General features: G+C 66.4%; 20 protein-coding genes. 2 read left to right on the top strand and 18 right to left on the bottom strand.

Annotated elements, in window-relative coordinates; all coding sequences use genetic code 11:
* Window positions 1-13: 13 nt before the first annotated feature.
* The 18 genes from ACA097_RS09745 to ACA097_RS09830 all read right to left on the bottom strand — a co-directional run bounded on the left by ACA097_RS09745 (window position 14) and on the right by ACA097_RS09830 (window position 13316).
* Window positions 14-1042 (bottom strand): phage late control D family protein, encoded by a 1029-nt coding sequence (locus tag ACA097_RS09745; RefSeq protein WP_371369996.1) that lies wholly within the window; start codon window positions 1040-1042, stop codon window positions 14-16.
* 46 nt (window positions 1043-1088) lie between these two features.
* Entirely contained in the window at window positions 1089-1298 is a 210-nt protein-coding gene (locus tag ACA097_RS09750) for a tail protein X (protein ID WP_371369997.1), read from the bottom strand.
* The gene (locus ACA097_RS09755) at window positions 1282-2130 is read right to left on the bottom strand and encodes a phage tail protein (RefSeq protein WP_371369998.1); all 849 of its coding nucleotides are present in this window, start codon (window positions 2128-2130) and stop codon (window positions 1282-1284) included. The genes ACA097_RS09750 and ACA097_RS09755 overlap by 17 nt, the downstream gene beginning before the upstream one ends.
* 64 nt (window positions 2131-2194) lie before the next feature.
* The gene (locus ACA097_RS09760) at window positions 2195-4162 is read right to left on the bottom strand and encodes a hypothetical protein (protein ID WP_371369999.1); all 1968 of its coding nucleotides are present in this window, start codon (window positions 4160-4162) and stop codon (window positions 2195-2197) included.
* Between the two features lie 158 nt (window positions 4163-4320).
* The gene (locus ACA097_RS09765) at window positions 4321-4632 is read right to left on the bottom strand and encodes a phage tail assembly protein (RefSeq protein WP_371370000.1); all 312 of its coding nucleotides are present in this window, start codon (window positions 4630-4632) and stop codon (window positions 4321-4323) included.
* Between the two features lie 10 nt (window positions 4633-4642).
* Window positions 4643-5146: a phage major tail tube protein gene (locus ACA097_RS09770; protein ID WP_371370001.1), complete on the bottom strand. Its 504-nt coding sequence runs from the start codon at window positions 5144-5146 to the stop codon at window positions 4643-4645.
* 12 nt (window positions 5147-5158) lie between these two features.
* Window positions 5159-6316: a phage tail sheath subtilisin-like domain-containing protein gene (locus tag ACA097_RS09775; protein WP_371370002.1), complete on the bottom strand. Its 1158-nt coding sequence runs from the start codon at window positions 6314-6316 to the stop codon at window positions 5159-5161.
* Window positions 6317-6408: 92 nt separating this feature from the next.
* The gene (locus ACA097_RS09780; RefSeq protein ID WP_371370003.1) at window positions 6409-6930 is read right to left on the bottom strand and encodes a DUF4376 domain-containing protein; all 522 of its coding nucleotides are present in this window, start codon (window positions 6928-6930) and stop codon (window positions 6409-6411) included.
* A gap of 2 nt (window positions 6931-6932) precedes the next feature.
* Window positions 6933-8501, bottom strand: a complete 1569-nt coding sequence (locus tag ACA097_RS09785) for a phage tail protein (RefSeq protein WP_371370004.1) — start codon at window positions 8499-8501, stop codon at window positions 6933-6935.
* Window positions 8492-9106: a phage tail protein I gene (locus ACA097_RS09790; RefSeq protein WP_043248870.1), complete on the bottom strand. Its 615-nt coding sequence runs from the start codon at window positions 9104-9106 to the stop codon at window positions 8492-8494. Before ACA097_RS09790 ends, ACA097_RS09785 begins: the two co-directional genes overlap by 10 nt.
* Window positions 9099-9989 carry a baseplate J/gp47 family protein gene (locus ACA097_RS09795; protein ID WP_371370005.1) on the bottom strand — a complete coding sequence of 297 codons (891 nt, stop codon included), beginning with the start codon at window positions 9987-9989 and terminating at the stop codon, window positions 9099-9101. The genes ACA097_RS09790 and ACA097_RS09795 overlap by 8 nt, the downstream gene beginning before the upstream one ends.
* Window positions 9986-10312: a GPW/gp25 family protein gene (locus ACA097_RS09800; protein ID WP_371370006.1), complete on the bottom strand. Its 327-nt coding sequence runs from the start codon at window positions 10310-10312 to the stop codon at window positions 9986-9988. Before ACA097_RS09800 ends, ACA097_RS09795 begins: the two co-directional genes overlap by 4 nt.
* A 103-nt stretch (window positions 10313-10415) precedes the next feature.
* The gene (locus ACA097_RS09805) at window positions 10416-10979 is read right to left on the bottom strand and encodes a phage baseplate assembly protein V (RefSeq protein WP_371370007.1); all 564 of its coding nucleotides are present in this window, start codon (window positions 10977-10979) and stop codon (window positions 10416-10418) included.
* Window positions 10976-11506 (bottom strand): hypothetical protein, encoded by a 531-nt coding sequence (locus ACA097_RS09810; RefSeq protein WP_371370008.1) that lies wholly within the window; start codon window positions 11504-11506, stop codon window positions 10976-10978. The genes ACA097_RS09805 and ACA097_RS09810 overlap by 4 nt, the downstream gene beginning before the upstream one ends.
* A gap of 32 nt (window positions 11507-11538) precedes the next feature.
* Entirely contained in the window at window positions 11539-11886 is a 348-nt protein-coding gene (locus ACA097_RS09815) for a phage holin family protein (protein ID WP_043248859.1), read from the bottom strand.
* A gap of 284 nt (window positions 11887-12170) precedes the next feature.
* Window positions 12171-12653 (bottom strand): GNAT family N-acetyltransferase, encoded by a 483-nt coding sequence (locus ACA097_RS09820; protein WP_043256847.1) that lies wholly within the window; start codon window positions 12651-12653, stop codon window positions 12171-12173.
* Window positions 12654-12728: 75 nt separating this feature from the next.
* Window positions 12729-13088 (bottom strand): hypothetical protein, encoded by a 360-nt coding sequence (locus tag ACA097_RS09825; protein ID WP_371370009.1) that lies wholly within the window; start codon window positions 13086-13088, stop codon window positions 12729-12731.
* 18 nt (window positions 13089-13106) lie between these two features.
* The gene (locus tag ACA097_RS09830) at window positions 13107-13316 is read right to left on the bottom strand and encodes a TraR/DksA family transcriptional regulator (RefSeq protein WP_371370010.1); all 210 of its coding nucleotides are present in this window, start codon (window positions 13314-13316) and stop codon (window positions 13107-13109) included.
* A 401-nt stretch (window positions 13317-13717) separates the two neighbouring features.
* On the opposite strand from ACA097_RS09830, the gene ACA097_RS09835 reads away from it, so the two are divergent.
* On the top strand, window positions 13718-14488 hold the full coding sequence (locus ACA097_RS09835) for an XRE family transcriptional regulator (protein ID WP_371370011.1): 771 nt from the start codon (window positions 13718-13720) through the stop codon (window positions 14486-14488).
* 131 nt (window positions 14489-14619) lie between these two features.
* Window positions 14620-14931 (top strand): pyocin activator PrtN family protein, encoded by a 312-nt coding sequence (locus ACA097_RS09840; RefSeq protein WP_371370012.1) that lies wholly within the window; start codon window positions 14620-14622, stop codon window positions 14929-14931.
* Window positions 14932-15016: the final 85 nt, after the last annotated feature.

Below are 15016 nucleotides of genomic sequence, written 5' to 3' on the forward strand. Positions count from 1 at the left end.
GCGTTCGCCTCCCTCATTGGCCGCTCGCCTGTTTCGGCCGGGTCGCGCCCGCCAGCGCCTTGCCATCGGCGCCGCCGTTGCAGGTGACGCTGGTGCGCCAGCCGCCGCCGTCGAACTGGTGCTCCACCGACTCGCAGAGGTAGTCGCCGTCCAAGCCGTTCTTGAAGGCGCTGAGCCGCAGCTTGCGCTCGGCGAACAGGTCGGCGCGTCCGGGCATCTGCAACTGCACGCTGGCGCTGGCGCGATTCAGCGCCGCGAGGCGGGATTTCGCGGCCTGTACGGCAGCGGCGCGATCGGCGTAGGGATGGCGCTCGGTGTAGATGGCCGTGACGTCCTCGGGCACCTTGGGGTTCTTCAGCTCGAATTGGCGCGTACCCCCGCTGGCCAGGTCCGGATAGAGGGTGCGCACCGCCTTGTAGACGCTGCGGTCGTCGAAGCGGATGGAATAGCTGCTGACATCCATCGGCATCAGCACCAAGGGTTCGATCGGCTGGCCGCTGGCGCTTTGCCCGGACTCGCGGGGCAGGACCAGCAGCTGGCCGTCGGCAACCTTGGCGGTGCAGTCGTACTGCTTGGCCAGGCGGGTGATGAAGTTGTAGTCCGACTCGATCAACTGCTCGGCACGGGCGATGGACACCTGTACCGGGCAATGCGCGCCCCAGCCGTTGCGCGCAGCCAGTTCGCTGACGATGTACGCCAGGCTCACGTCCTCCCAGGCGGCGCAGCGGCCGCTCTTGGCCTCGCCACGCATGTCGCTGGCGCGGCCGCTGAGGGTCAGTTTCCTGGGCGGCCCCGAGCAGGCGACAGTGTCGACCTTGTAGCGACCCATGGGCGTCAGCTCCTGGCGCTGGTAGCCGAGGAGTACATCGAGCAGCGCGCCGCGCCGGGGCAGCTCGATCTTGCCGTCGCGGTCATCCAGGACCAACTCCAGGGTGTCGGACGTCTGGCCCGTCTTGTCGCTCAGCGTGAGGCTGAGCAGGCGCGCACTGAGCAGCTTGGTGATGTCGTTGCCGTCGGCGATCAGGCGAAAGGTCGGTTGCACGTTCGGGCCTCCGGAAAGAAAAGACCCCGCCGGGGCGGGGTCGGGGTCAATCCCACAGGCGTACCTGTGGACTGCTGGGTGCGGCGGGCAACTCGGGCAGCTGGATCAGCAACCCGGCGCGCAGCGGTTGCGGCTCCTCGGCCAAGCCGGGGTTGGCGTCCAGCGTCGCCTCCACCGTGCCGAGCAGATGGCCGTAATGCTGCTGGCAGAGGCTGTCGAGGCAGTCGCCGTCAGCGGTTCTACAGATCGTCGCCATAGCGGGTGAACTCCAAGGTGAATTCCTGGCTGCGCGGCGTGCCGTCGTTCAGCAGGCTGCTCTGGTTCTCGGTGATACGGGTGATGCACCAGTTGCCCAGCAACTGCTCCGAGTTGCCGTTGCTGGTGCGCGACAGGCTCAACGGCACGCTGAGCGTCGCCATGTCGCGCAGCTTCTGAACCTGCCCGACGCCGGCGCCCAACAAAGGCGCGATGGTGCCGCTCAGGGTCAGGGTTTCCGCGCCCTGTCCGGTGAACTGCAAGGCCGGGCTCAAGCCCAGGCGCGGCTGGGCAGCCCAGCTGTATTGGGTGTCGCGCACCAGCTTGTCGAAGGCCGCAGTACTCAGGTTGAAGTAGAAAGCGCTGGCGGTGGGCGCGAGCGGACGCATCACCAGCAGGTGCGGGCTCGCCGTGATCGCCGCCGGCTCCGGGACGCTTGCACCCGCCAGCCAGGCACTGGGAATGATGTCGCCCATTGCCGGGCTGATCGCCCCGGCCAGCTTGTTGATCGCCTTGCCGACGAGCTGCGCCTGGTTCTTCAGCTTGTCGATGCGCTCGTCGATGGCTTCCAGCTTGCGCTCGGCCGTGCCGAAGGCGCCCACCACCTTTTCCAGCTTGGCATTGGCCCGGTCGATGCCGCGCATCACGCGCTGCAGTGCGCTCGATACGTCCGGCGGCAGGCCGAGCTGCTTTTCCAGCTCGGCGGTTGCCGCCTGCAGGTCGCCGATGGCCAAATCCACCGGGTCTACCGTCTTGTTCAGCTCCTGGCGCCCACCCTCGATGGCCGCGCCGATGGATTTCAGCGCGGCCTGTAGTTGCTCCGTGTAAGCCATGTCGGCTCCTCTTGGTCAGTCGGCCTGCCCCAGCTCCGAACGTTTCCCGGCATGCCGGGAAAGTTCAGGCCAAGGGCAGGTCCCACAGGCTGTCGTTGCGCTGCCGGGCGCTGAAGTCGTCCAGCAGCCGGCGCAGTTGTGGCAGCAGTTGCTCGGCCAGCATGTGCGGCTCGAACAGGCCGCCGTCGACGTTCACGCTGATCTGCGGGGCGAAGTTCCAGTTCTGCACCGGTGGCGAGGTCGGTGGTGCAGTCGGTTGCGAGACGCCGGCTGCAGCGGAATCGCCGTGCTTATCGATCCAGCCACCGATCAGGCTGCCGCCCCAACTGCCGACCCGTTCGCCGAGCATGCCGCCAAGGGCGCCCCCGACCGCCGTGCCAAAACCCGGGGTGAGCAGTGCCGAACCCAACGCAGCGCCCAGCGCCGTGCCGATCACGCCGCCGGCCGCTTCGCCGTAGCCTTCGCCTTTCTGCTGCGCATTGCCGTCGCTGGCGTAGGTTTGCGCGGCGCCCAGCAGGGCGAGCCCGACGCCGAGCGGTCCCGTGCCATGGCGCAGCAAGCGACTGGCACGAGCGAGACCAGCGCCACCCTTGCCAGCGGCATCCAGCACGGCCGGCATGGCGCCGCCAAGGCTCCCCGCCGATGGCCCCGTACGCAGGGCGATCTCCGGAAGCAATGAGCCGACCTTGCCGTTCCGCCAACCGAGCACGCCGCCCCGAACCAGGTCGAACGCACCGCGGCCCAGACCGTAAAGCGCTTTGCCCCCCTTGTAGGCAGCAAAGGCTCCGACCAAACCCTCTACCACCCGCGGGTGCTCATCGACCACACCCTTGGCCTGATGGAGTAGGTCCGTACCTTTGTCGAGCGCTTTGCCGAACAGCGGGTCGTCGGTGAAAGCGCTACCAATGCTGCCGAGCAGCTCTTCGCTCGCCTGGCTAGCTGCATCGATCCGGGCAGCGATGGTCGCGTTGCGCAGCGCCAGCACCTTGTCGACCGTTGCATCGGCTTGCGTTGTGCTCGTCAGGAATGCCTGGAACTGCTCTGTCGCGTCTTTGCCCCGTGCATGGGAGGCCAGACTCCCGGTAGTCGGATCGACCTTGAGCCAATCCGTAACCTTGGCGACAGCCCCCTCGGGCGTCGCGCCCTGGCGGACCTGCAGCTCCAGCATGGCGCCCAGGCGCGCGACCGCCTGCAGCCCCTCCCCCTTCTTCGGCCGGACCTTCTCCAGCAACTGCGGCAGTTGCCGAGCCAGGCCCGCCGCCTCGAACTCGCCGCTCTTCCCGAGGTTGCTCAGCGCATCCAGGGCCTTGCCGATCTCGCCCGGCGTACCGAGCTCCGCCCGCACCTGCAGGCCACGCAGCAAGGTGGCGGTGTCGCCGATGTCGGCGCCCTGGCTACGGACGAACTTGGCGGCCAGCGGCAGCAGGTTCTGCGCATCGCTCTGCCGCATGCCACTGCCCATCAGCGCTTCCAGCAGCGAGGCGCTGTCGTCGCGGCTCATGCCGCTCTGCCGGGCGCTCGCTTCGACGCCCTGGGAGAGTTGCCGCTCCTGGTCGGTCCCGGCGATACCGGCACGGATCGCCAGGCCACGGATGCGGTCCTGGTAGTTGGCGGCTATGCCGATCGGCACGGCCATGGTTTTGGCGAACGTGCCCAGCTCGCCGGCTCGCCGGCCAGCCCGCTCCAGTTGCTGCCAGCCGCGTTCCCGCAATTCGCTGCCACGCACGCTTTCGCCCAGGCGGTCGTAGAGCTTGGACAGGTTGCGCACCTCCAGGCCCTGGCGCTTGAGCAGCGCAAGATTGCTCTCCAGGTTCCGCAGCGTAGTGCTCGCACCGGCATCGCCGATGCGGTGCAACTGCAAGTATTCCTGCTGCAGTCGCCGCGTCTCGCCGACAAAACCCTGCAGGTTGAAAGCGCGTTCGCTGTCACGCCGCAGCTCTTCAATGCGGTCCTTGGCATCCGCCACGACCGCTCCGAAACTGGCGTCGAGCACGCCGCCGAGCACGACAGAGATCTTCTGTTCTTCGCTCATCGCTCATTCCATCCTTCAAAGGAAAAGCGGCGCCCGCGCGCCGCTCTCCATGCCCTCAGGCACCGTCCTCGCCGAGCCACCAGAGCAGGTCGCCCTGGTGCATGCCGTCGAGGTCGGCGGCGCCGAAACCCAGCTCGCGGGCCAGGCGCCGCGCCAGCTCACGCATCCGCGCCGGGCTCGTCGCCGTCTTCGCGCACCAGGCGAAAGTAGGCGTTCTGCAGCCGCTGGTAGTCGCTGAGCTTGAGGCCCTCCAGGTCCTGCGCGCTGACCTGCGCCAGCGAGGCGAACAGCTGCAGCTCGCGCTCCTCGGCATCGCCGCCAACGCGGGTGGCCAGGCGGATATCGCGCACGGTCGGCGCGCGCAGGGTCAGGCTGTCGACGCTCACGCCGTTGCATTGCGCGGGGCGCGACAGGCGCACGGTCGCGGCGTCGGTGCCGAGGCTGAGCCAGACCGGTTGTGCTTGAGTCATGGCGTGCTCCTCAGATGCCCAGGTGGCCGCGCATGGCCGCCAGCTGGTCGACACCGTTGATCCGGCGGACCGCGTTCAGCGGATCGATTGCAAAGACCTCGCGGCCGTCGACTTCCAGCTTGTAGTAGCTGACCACCACGTTGAACTTGAACTCGGCCAGCTCGCCGATCTTCCAGTCGCCCGGGTCGACTTCCTGGAGCATGCCGTTGATGGTCGCGATCACCGGCACGGCTTCGCCCTTCTGGCCCTTGAAGGAGCCACGGAACACGCCCTTGAAGCCGTTCTGGTCGGCCAGGCCGAAGAAGTTCAGCGCCTCGCGACGGGCACCGTTGGTGGAGAACTTCGCCTCCATCTTCTCCAGGCCCATGTCCAGGGCGATCGGCGCGTCCATGCCGCCGGCCTGGTAGTCCTGGGTCTTGATGCTCAGCTTGGGCAGGGACAGCGAAGGCACGTCGCCGGCGAAGCTGACGCCGTCGATGAACAGGTTGGTGTTGCTCAGGGTTTGCGGAATCATGGATTGCTCTCCTTAGGCGTCGAGGACTTCGGTCAGCCACTGGTCGGTGACTTCCACGCGGAAGTTGGGGTTTTCGGCAGGCGGGACGTCGGTGAAGCGAATGTTCCAGTACACCTTGCCCTGGGCCAGCTGGCTGCTGGTGTTGAGGTCGGGGTCGGCGTAGACCTCGAAGTCGATCAGCGCACCCTGGTTCTTCAGGTCGCGCATGAAGGCGTTCAGGCCTTCGGTGACGTCCTTCACGTAGGTCTTGGTAATGCCGCGGTCCACCGCCCACTTGTGCCCGGCGAGGATGGCGTCCATCACCAGGTCGAGGGTCCGCACGCGGGTGACGAAGGCCCACTTGGCGTCGCTGGACAGGGTGCGGTTGCCCCACAGGCGGTAGCCGTCGTCGCGGATGATGGTGGCGATGTTGGCGTTGTTCAGCAGGTTGGCGCGGCAGGTCGCGTCGCCATCGAGGAACTCGATCGGCCGGCCGGTGCCGGTGATGCCGGAGAACGCCTTGTTCGACGGCGAGGACCAGAAGCCGTACTCGGCGTCGGTCCAGGCGAACAGCCCGGCGGTGTAGGCGGAGGCCGGGGCGTCGGTGGTTTCGCTGAACTCGGTGTCCCAGTACTGCACGCCCGGATCGACCATGAAGACGCGCTTGCTGCCGAACTCGCCGGCGTAATCGACGGCGTCTTCGTCGGTGGTGTTGGGCCCGTCGACGATGGCGATGGCGCGCAGCTTCTCGGCCAGGCTATCCATGGCGGTAGCCACTGCCTGGGTGGACGAATGCCCGGGCGCCACCAGCAGGCGCGGCTGGGCGTTGAAGCGCGACTTGCCGTCGAGCAGTGCCTGCAGACCGGTGCGCTGCCCCGAAGCGGTGACGGTACCGATGACCGCGGATGCCTGCATTTCCGGGGTTTCGGCGAGCTTGACGCCGACCGCTACCACCACGGCAGCAGACTGGGTGTAGATCGCCACGCAGGACTTGTAGATCGCCGAGTCAACGCCGAAGGCCGCCGCGGCCTCGCGCAGACTGGTGATCAGCACCGGCACGTCAGCCTGCGCGCTGACCGACGCCCCCGGGGCGAAGGTATCCACCAGGCCGATGATCGAGGACGACGGCAGCGCGATGGTCCGCGCGCCGATGTCGACGTTGGTCACGGTAACGCCGTGAAAGAAGCTCATAGGGTTTTCTCCAGACATAAAAAAACCGCCGGTAGGCGGTTGCTTGATTGGCCCGGGCCGCGGGTGCGGAGGGCTGGATTGCGGGTGTCGGCTCAGGCCGGCCAGCCCTGGTCGAGCATGGAGTCTTCGTAGGTACCGGCTTCGAGATGGGCCAGCAGTTCGGCCTCGCGGTCGAAGCAAGCTTGGACGTGGGAGCGAATGGCGCCGGCAATAGTCTTGATCTGCACTGCATTGAGCTCGACGAAGCCGCCAGAGGTCTTCCAGCAGCAGCGGTAGTTGGGATTTTGCATGGCCGTTAACAGCGCCCCATTGATCGATGCTTGGCTATCACGCGAAGTCGAAAACTCTGTCCCTTCAAATTCAATGCTCGACGTTTCCACCAGGAATCGACGAGAAGAAATTTGATTACCGATATTCTTGATGGTAGGTGGAGGAGGGTCCAGAAGAATCGGCCGGCCATCGTCGCTCGAACCAATGCGCTTGCCTTCTGACTGTCCCTGAAGAAGTTTTCGATACTCCTCAATCGAGATCTCGATCGCAGCAGCCGGAATGCTCCCCCCATGAATTTCAGAAGTCAGGAAACTCAACGTTTCGGCAGAAAAATACAGTTCCATGCTTAATACCCCCACACAAGAACTCGGCCAGCAATACCCGAACTTAGAGTCGGCCCGGCGGTTCCCTGAATGTCTCTAACTCTGGCCAATATCGTTGACTTAGTGCATGCAGCTTGATCCAAAGCCCAAACGGTTGTTCGTGCGGCGTTCCAGCCGCCAGGGTTCTGCTCACACGCAACGCCGCCCAACACTGCGTTAGGGAATTGAATTGGAAGAGTAAGTGTCATCACTCCATTGGCATCTGAACTTCCACTGAGCCACTGCATTATCAGGCCGCTAGGCAGTAGCTGATATCCAGTGCTCGCCTTCGACGCGCCGAATAAAGATGAACCGAATCCATCAGCCACTACAAACCAACTAGAGGTAGCGCCGTTCGACACAACTGCCAGGTTTTGCCCGGCTAGAACCGAATAGGTGTTACTACCTGCGCCAGCGCCATAATTGATGCTTTCTGTACCGCTCCCCTTTAGGGTAAAACCTACGGCGGCCTTGATCGTGTATGTCGTCAACCCACTTTGGGTAGTCGACAAGGCGGGCAATGTAACTGTGATGCCAGCTGCCTGCACTTCGAACCATTTGCCAGACTGCGCGGTAACAAGCGAAGTACTAGTGGCAAGTGGAATCCCGGTGCCACTTGGGAAATGAAGCCCTGCTGCCTGAACAAATGCGGTAGTTGCGACGGAGGTATCGTTATCAAATTGTGCAGGCGTAGGCGCAGCGGGATTACCGGTAAACACCGGTGAAGCCAAAGGAGCCAACCCGGTAGTGATGTTCTGGAACACCAGCGAAGTGGTCCCCAGCACAATGACCCCATTGCTGGTCAGCTGCCAGATGCTGTCAGCCTGCGCAGTGCCCTCCTCCACCGTAACCGTCAGGCCAGGCGTAACCTCGACGCTTTCGTCAGCATCCCCCGCCCGCTTCCACGCCCCCGTGGCCGCCACATAGATTCCGTTATCCGGCGCATTGGTCTGGTTCTTCACCAGCACCCGGTCCCCCGCTACGAGCGCCACGCCGTCCAGCGTCTGCAGCCCGCTCAAGGTGATGTTGGCCGTGGTCGCTGTGCGTACCGATTGCTTCTGGTCGAGCTTGTTCATTGCGCTGACGATGGCGCTGTCGACGTACTCGCGGGTCGCCAGCACCACGCTCGGGTCGATCTTCAGTTCCACCGAGGCGGTGTTGCTGACGATCAGCACCATGCGCACGGTCTGGGTGCGGCCGCTGCCTTCGGCCAGTTGCGGTTTGTACGACGGGGCGCAGTTGGCGTAGGCGATCAGCGCGCCGCTGTCGTCGTACAGGCCCATCTCGCGGATCCACCAGCCGCCGACATCCTCGGGGATGACCTGTTCGGCGATGATCTGCGCGGCGTTGGCCGGGTCGACGCTCAGCTGGTTCAGCGGTGCGCGGCGGACTTCGTTGACCAGCGCGGTGCGGCTGGCGTCCGGGGTCGGCAGGTTGCCGCCGCCGTCGCCGACGGCGAGCTGGGTGATCTTCAGGGTGGTGCCGAGGGCGCTGGCGTTCGCCAGCTTGCTCGCACCTATGGTGGTGAGGAGTGCGTAGTAGGTCACGGCCATGGGTAGACGCTCAGTTGGTCGATGGTGTGTTCCCGGCCGGGCAGACCGAAGCTGCCGCGGGTTTCGATGACGTCCGGGAGGTACGGGTAGACGGTGACGATGTCGCCGTCGTATTGCCCCGAGCCGATGGTGATCCGGCCCTGGGTTTCCAGGCTGATGTCCAGCCCGATGAGGTGGCGGGTCAGCGGTTTCGCGTCGTCGATCAGGCGCTCCACTTCCTCGTACATCTCTTCGCTGATGCCGCTGTCGAGCACGCCGATGCGCAGGCGGAAGGTGCCCGGCTCGACTTCCCCGCCGACTTGCCACCACTCGATGACCTCGATCAGGTAGCCCAGCGGCTCGATCACCCGGCGCAGCGCGGCGATGGTTCCCTTGTGCTGGTGGATGCGGAATGCCGCGAGCACCGCCTTGCGCTTCACCGCCTCCGGCCAGGTCGGGTCCCAGCGGTCCACCGACCAGGCCCAGGCGAGGTAGGGCAGCAGCGCCAGCGGGCAGTGCTGCGGGTCCATCAGTTCACGCAGCGGCACCGGCAGATCGGCCGACTGCACGTCGGCCAGGGCGCGCTCCAGCGGCGTGGCGTTGCTCGGCAGCAGGCGGCTACTCATCGGAGCCACCGACGCTGACGTCGTAGCCGCTGCAGTACGCCGCCTGGGTGGCATCGAGCACCACGTCGGCGGCCGGTTGCGCCAGTTCGACCCGCTGCACACCTTCGACGTGCAACGCGGCGAACAGCGCCGAGCGACGGATGTCACGGCCGAGGCGGCGCTGGGTGGCGATGTAGGTCTGCAGCGAACTCTCCGCGGCCTGCTGGATCAGCTCGGCCTCCGGCCCCGGGTAGATGTAGAGCACCGCCTGCACCTGGTACTCGACGATGCTGGCCGACTGCACGGTGACGCGGTCGCCGACCGGCCGCACGTCCTCGTCCGACAGCGCGGCACGCACCGCATCCAGGATGTCCTCGCCGGCACTGCCATCTCCCTCACGGGCGAGCACACTGATCAGCGCCTCGCAGGGAGCCGGGCTGGTCGCCGAAACGTCGGCGATGCGCCCGTCCGCCCCCAGCGCGAAGGCGATGTAGGCGTTGCGTGGCCCAGCCACCGAGAGCTGGTCGAAAGCCAGCTGAGTGCGGTTGCGCAGCGAGTCATCGCTCTCCAGCACTGCCTCCTGCGGCGGCACGGCCGTCGGGTTGGCCGGCTGAATCACCAGACGCGCCACGTTGTAGCCGGCGGCCAGTTGATCGAGGTCGCTGCCGATCGCGTAGGCGAGCATCACCGAGCGCGCGGCATCGTTGATCCGGGCACGCAGCAGCAGCTCGCGATAGGCCGCCAGCTCGAGCAGCTTGAGCACCGGGTCGGACTCCAGCGCGGCGTTCCAGCCCTCGCCCATGGCGGCGCGGAAGGCGGCCAGCAGATCCTGGTAAAGCGCTTCGAAATCGAGGCTCTCGACCACCTCGGGGGCCGGCAGCTGCGACAGGTCGATGACGCTCATGGCTGCACCTCCAGCTGTACGTCGTTGTTCTGGTAGATGCCGCGCAACAGCAGCGTCACGTTACCGCCGAGGACGGCCACCACCTTCACCGACTGCAGGCGGATGCGCGGCTCCCAGCGCCCGAGGGCATATGCCACCTCGGCCTGCACCGCGCTCTTCCAGCCCTCGGTAAGCGGCAGGTCGACCATGCGTCGCAGGCGGCTGCCGTACTCCGGGCGCATGCGCCGGCTGCCCAGCGGCGTGCTCAGGATGTCCTCGATGGACTGTTTCAGATGCGCCAGGCCGCTCAGCGGCTGGCCGGTGCGCCTGTCCATGCCGATCATGGCTGCGCCCTCCGCCGTGGCGGGCGTGCGCGAGTGCTTCTGCCCATGCTGTTCTCCAGAAACGAAGAGGCCCGCGCGCGGCGGGCCTGTGGATGAAAAGGATTCAGTGCGTGTGGTGGTTGCTGTTGCCGGTGGTGTCGATGATCGAGCCGGTGCTGCTGACGTTGCCCTGCACCGTCAGGTTGCCCTGGATGCTTACCGCACCCTTCAGGCTGATCTGCCCGGCCTGCACGCTGACGGCGCTGTCGCTCACCGCCACCTTCGCCGAGCCCACCTGCACGTTCACCGTGCCGCTGGGGAGACTGATGCTGTAGCTGTGCGCCGCCCAGTCGTAAACCAGCGTGCCGCCATCGGCGAAGCGCCAGGTCTGCACGTGGTCGCGGTTGTCCGCCGGCACGCCGGCATCGCCGAACAGCCCGGGGATGAAAGTCCCCATTGCCAGCACACCCGACGGGCTGAGCAACACGCCCTGCTCGCCGATGCTCGGTGCGCGCCAGTGACGGGCCAGGCCGGCGGCCTGGTCGTGCCAGCGCACCCAGGCACTGGTCCAGTCGCCGGACTGCACCCGCACCCGCGCGGCAGCCAGGTCGACGGCCACCACCACGCAGGGCAGGACCAGTGCGGCCAACCGGCGGTCATGCTCAGCGCTTACATAGGCCTGGCTCATTCCAGATCCTCTGGCGCGAAGTAGTCGGGCTCGTGCCCGGAGCCGGTCTGTGGGTCGATGCCGAGCAGCAGCGAGCCGGGCGGCAGGTCTTCCCAGGGCCATTCGGGCTCGCCAAGCAGCAGCGGCTGCCGCCACTCGACGAGCCAGCAGCGGTACGCGCTCAACGCCGGATTATCGCTCGCCGGCTGCGCCTGGATGAAAGTCGGCGGCTGCACGTCGAGGCCCCAGGTCTGGCTACGCAGCAACAGCGCCAGGCGCGCCACGCAGCGCAGTGCCAGGGCCTCCGCTGCAGCATCATCGAGGGGCACCAGCAGCCGCGCCTGAAACGCGCAGATAACGGCCGTCTCGCCGGTGCCGGGGTCTCGATCGGGCTGCAGTTGCGCCAGGTCCAGCAACAATGCCGGCGGGGTCGGCGCTATGTCGCCGAGCGGCCCGCGCAGAATCTGCTCGATCTCCGTCAGCTGCGCGGCCAGGGTCTGCTCGACGGCCGTGAGCAGCGCGTCGAGCGTCATGGGTTGCTCGGACATGAAACCTCCAGTGGATGGGGTGAAGCGGCGTCTCAGTGGCGCTGCTGATCGTTGTGTTCGGGCACCTCGCAAACGCCGAGGCGCCGCGCTGCCCAGCGCTCGTAGAGGCCGACGGCGATTTCTGCGCCGGCCGCCGCGGTCAGGCTGCCGACCGCGGCGCTGAGCAGCAGCGAGGCGCCGCAGGACATCGCCAGCAGCATCACCGCGACGCCACAGACGATGGAGGCGCCGGAGCGCAAGGCGAGCCGCCGCAGCAGCACCCAGCCGCCGAGGCCGGCCTTGTCCGCCCGCCACATCTCGCCGCTGACGCCACCGAGCGCGGCAAGCAGGATCAGCACCCACAGCGGCATCTCGGCCAGGGTCTGAGGTTCGTTGCCCATGGGCTCTCCTCGAATAGAAACGCCCGCGAGTGCGAGCGGAACCGGCGACTATCAGCCGACCGGGGATCACTGCCGGCGCCTGCGAAATGGCGGCGGTACAAACGACAGAGCCCGGCGCTAAGGCCGGGCTCTATGGGGGTTTCAGCGGCGCTCCCTGGGGACGCACCTTTACAAGAATGACTACTTTTTACCCCCCGATTCCCGGCCGAACAAGGCCTCGCCGGCGATACACCGCAATAGGGGGGTAATGCACCGGCAATACACCGGAGAGATGCGGCGACAGGTCAGAGCGTCTTGCTCAGCAGCACAGTAGTGAAGCCGCTGTGCCACTCCTCGTCCGGGTAAAAATCGATCTCGGCATAGCCGTGCTTGCCATAGAAGGTGCGCGCCTGGTGATTGAAGGTGTCGGTCTCCAGGCGCACGCAGGCGTGACCGGCAGCGGCGATGCACGACTCGGCGAAGCGCAGCAGCGCGCTGCCGGCACCGCTGCGCTGCCAGAGCGGGGAAACGTGGAGGGATTCGATGAAGTCGCCGCGCCAGTCCACTAGGCCGATCACCCGATCGGCGAGGCAGGCCAGGTGGAAATCGCCCAGGCGCTCGGCGACATAGGCGCCGCTGCGGCCGGCGCTTTCGAAGCGCTCACGGGCGGTCTCGGCGAGCTGGGGCTTCCAGGTGTTTTCGTAGGTTTCGCCGAGCACGCGCAGGATGGCCTCGGCGTCGGCCGGCGTAGCGCGGCGAATTTGCAGGAAGAGCGTATTGCTGGGCATGCCGGCGAGCATAGACCGGCCCGCGGAAAATACAGAGCCCGGCGCGGAGCCGGGCTCGTCGTTAGCGGAAAAGACTCAGGCGACGCGGCGCATCAGCCGGGCCTGGATGGACTGGTGCGCCACATGCAGGCGCAGGTAGAAGGTGTTGCGGCTGCAGCGGCAGTGACGGTACTTCTGCGCCGGCTCGCTGTCGCGGTTCAGGTAGTGCTCGGTGACCACCTCTTTCTGCTGTTCGGGCAGACCATTGACGATCAGGTCGAGCTCGCCGACCCGGTCGAGCAGGACGCGGCTGCCACGGGTGCCGCGAATCATCTCGCCCTTGTTGGCCATCATCATCGCCAGCAGGTTGCCGCCGGCGTAGCCACCGCCGGCCACGCCGGGGTCGTGCATTTCCTCGGCCCAGAGCTTGAGCATTTCGTCGATCGGCTTGATCACGGGTTCCTCCTTCGCGCTTCAGCGGCGGCGTTCGAGTTCTTCCAGGGCCTGGCAATCCAGGCAGCGGTCGCAACCGGGCACTGCCTGGCGGCGCGCCTCGGGGATGGGCTCGCCGCAAACCTGGCAGTCCTCGGCGGCGCCATTCGCGGTGTTCGAGCGGCGCGCCGCGAGCAGGGCGTCCAGGCGCTCCAGCATCAGGTCGTTGGCGTAGTCGGCGAGGTCAGCCATGGCGGGCCTCCCGGGTTTTCGAGGTTGGGTATCGCATCTGGGTTTTCTCCTGGCGAAGACCCTCCCTTCGCGTGCCTTCGGGAGGCCGCGTTGCCAGGTCGTTCGCTATCTGCTTGGTGCTACGGTTGTGTCGTTCGTGTCGCGGAGACGGCGCCCTCCCTTCGGCCCTCTCCGCCCGCCAGCCTGCGTAGCCGCAGGCAACCCATGGTTTCCTTGCCATGTCATCGAAGCGCGCCGCCGGGGCGATCCGCGCTTGCGTCGCTCCGCACCGTGCGGAGCCCTGGTCCGACGGCCGCATCTGCGGCCCACCGGGTAGGCGAGAAAAAACTTACAACTAAAGCTATTAATTCGTCAACACCAAAGCTATTTACAGCCTACAACCCTGGAGGTAGAGTGCCGCCATGAACAGCACACCCAGTCCCTCCACGCTCGCCGAGCGCCTCAAGCAGGCCATGGCTGCGCGCAACCTGAAGCAGGAGACCCTCGCCGAGGCGGCGGGGGTTTCGCAGAACACCATTCACAAGCTGACCTCCGGCAAGGCGCAGAGCACCCGCAAGCTGATCGAGATCGCTACCGCGCTGGGTGTCTCGCCGATCTGGCTGGGCACCGGCGAAGGCGCGCCCGCGCTGGCCCCCGAAGCCTCGAAGGCGCCGGCGGACGCCAGCCCGCTGCGCCTGGAGCCGCTGCTCCCGTGGGACAGCAGCACGCCGCTGGACGAGGACGAAGTGGAGCTGCCCTTGTACAAGGAAGTGGAAATGGCTGCCGGCGCCGGACGCACGGCGGTGCGCCAGATCGAGGGGCGCAAGCTGCGCTTCTCCTACGCCACGCTGCGCGCCGCGGGCGTCGATCCGGCCGCGGCGATCTGCGCCCAGCTCACCGGCAACAGCATGGAGCCGCTGATCATGGACGGCTCCACCATCGGTATCGACACCGCCACCACGCACATCACCGACGGCGAGATCTACGCGCTGGAACACGACGGCATGCTGCGGGTGAAGTTCCTCTACCGCCTTCCTGGCGGCGGTATCCGCCTGCGCAGCTTCAACCGCGACGAATACCAGGACGAGGAGTACGCCGCGGAGGAAATCCACGCCAGTCAGATCAGCATCATCGGCTGGGTGTTCTGGTGGTCCACCGTACGCCACAGACGCGCGCCGACGCTGGTCCGCTGAAGCTCGCAGAACCCCGCCCCGGCGGGGTTTCTTTTGCCTGCGGAAAGTTCGTCGGGAAGCGATTGCCAGAAAATACAACAAAAGCTATATTCCCCCGCATCAACTCCACCACCTCGAGCAGGAGGATCTCCATGCTGCCATCGAGCCTCGACACCCCGCCGGCGCCTCGCCAGGAAACCGTGGCGCTGGTCTACCAGATCTTCGGCGACGTACTCGTGCCCCTGGAGCAGGTCCGCGAGCGCTGGTTTCGCAACCTCAACCGGGAGAACTTCGGCAAGGCCCTGGCCTGCGGGCGCATCGCCCTGCCGGTGACGACGCTGGACGACAGCCACAAGGCCATGCAGTACGTCGCTGTCGGCCACCTGGCCGCGTATGTGGAGCAGCGCGCCAGCCTGGCGGATGCCGCCCTCGCCCGCCGCCGGGCTGAAGGTGCGGCCTTATAGGAGCGAGCTTGCTCGCTAACCCGCTCGGCAGCTCGACCGTTCGCGAGCAAGCTCGCTCCTATGAAGAGCTCAAACGAAAACGCCG

It is taken from the genome of Pseudomonas sp. QL9, from assembly GCF_041409665.1.
In the GTDB taxonomy this organism is placed as follows: domain Bacteria; phylum Pseudomonadota; class Gammaproteobacteria; order Pseudomonadales; family Pseudomonadaceae; genus Pseudomonas; species Pseudomonas knackmussii.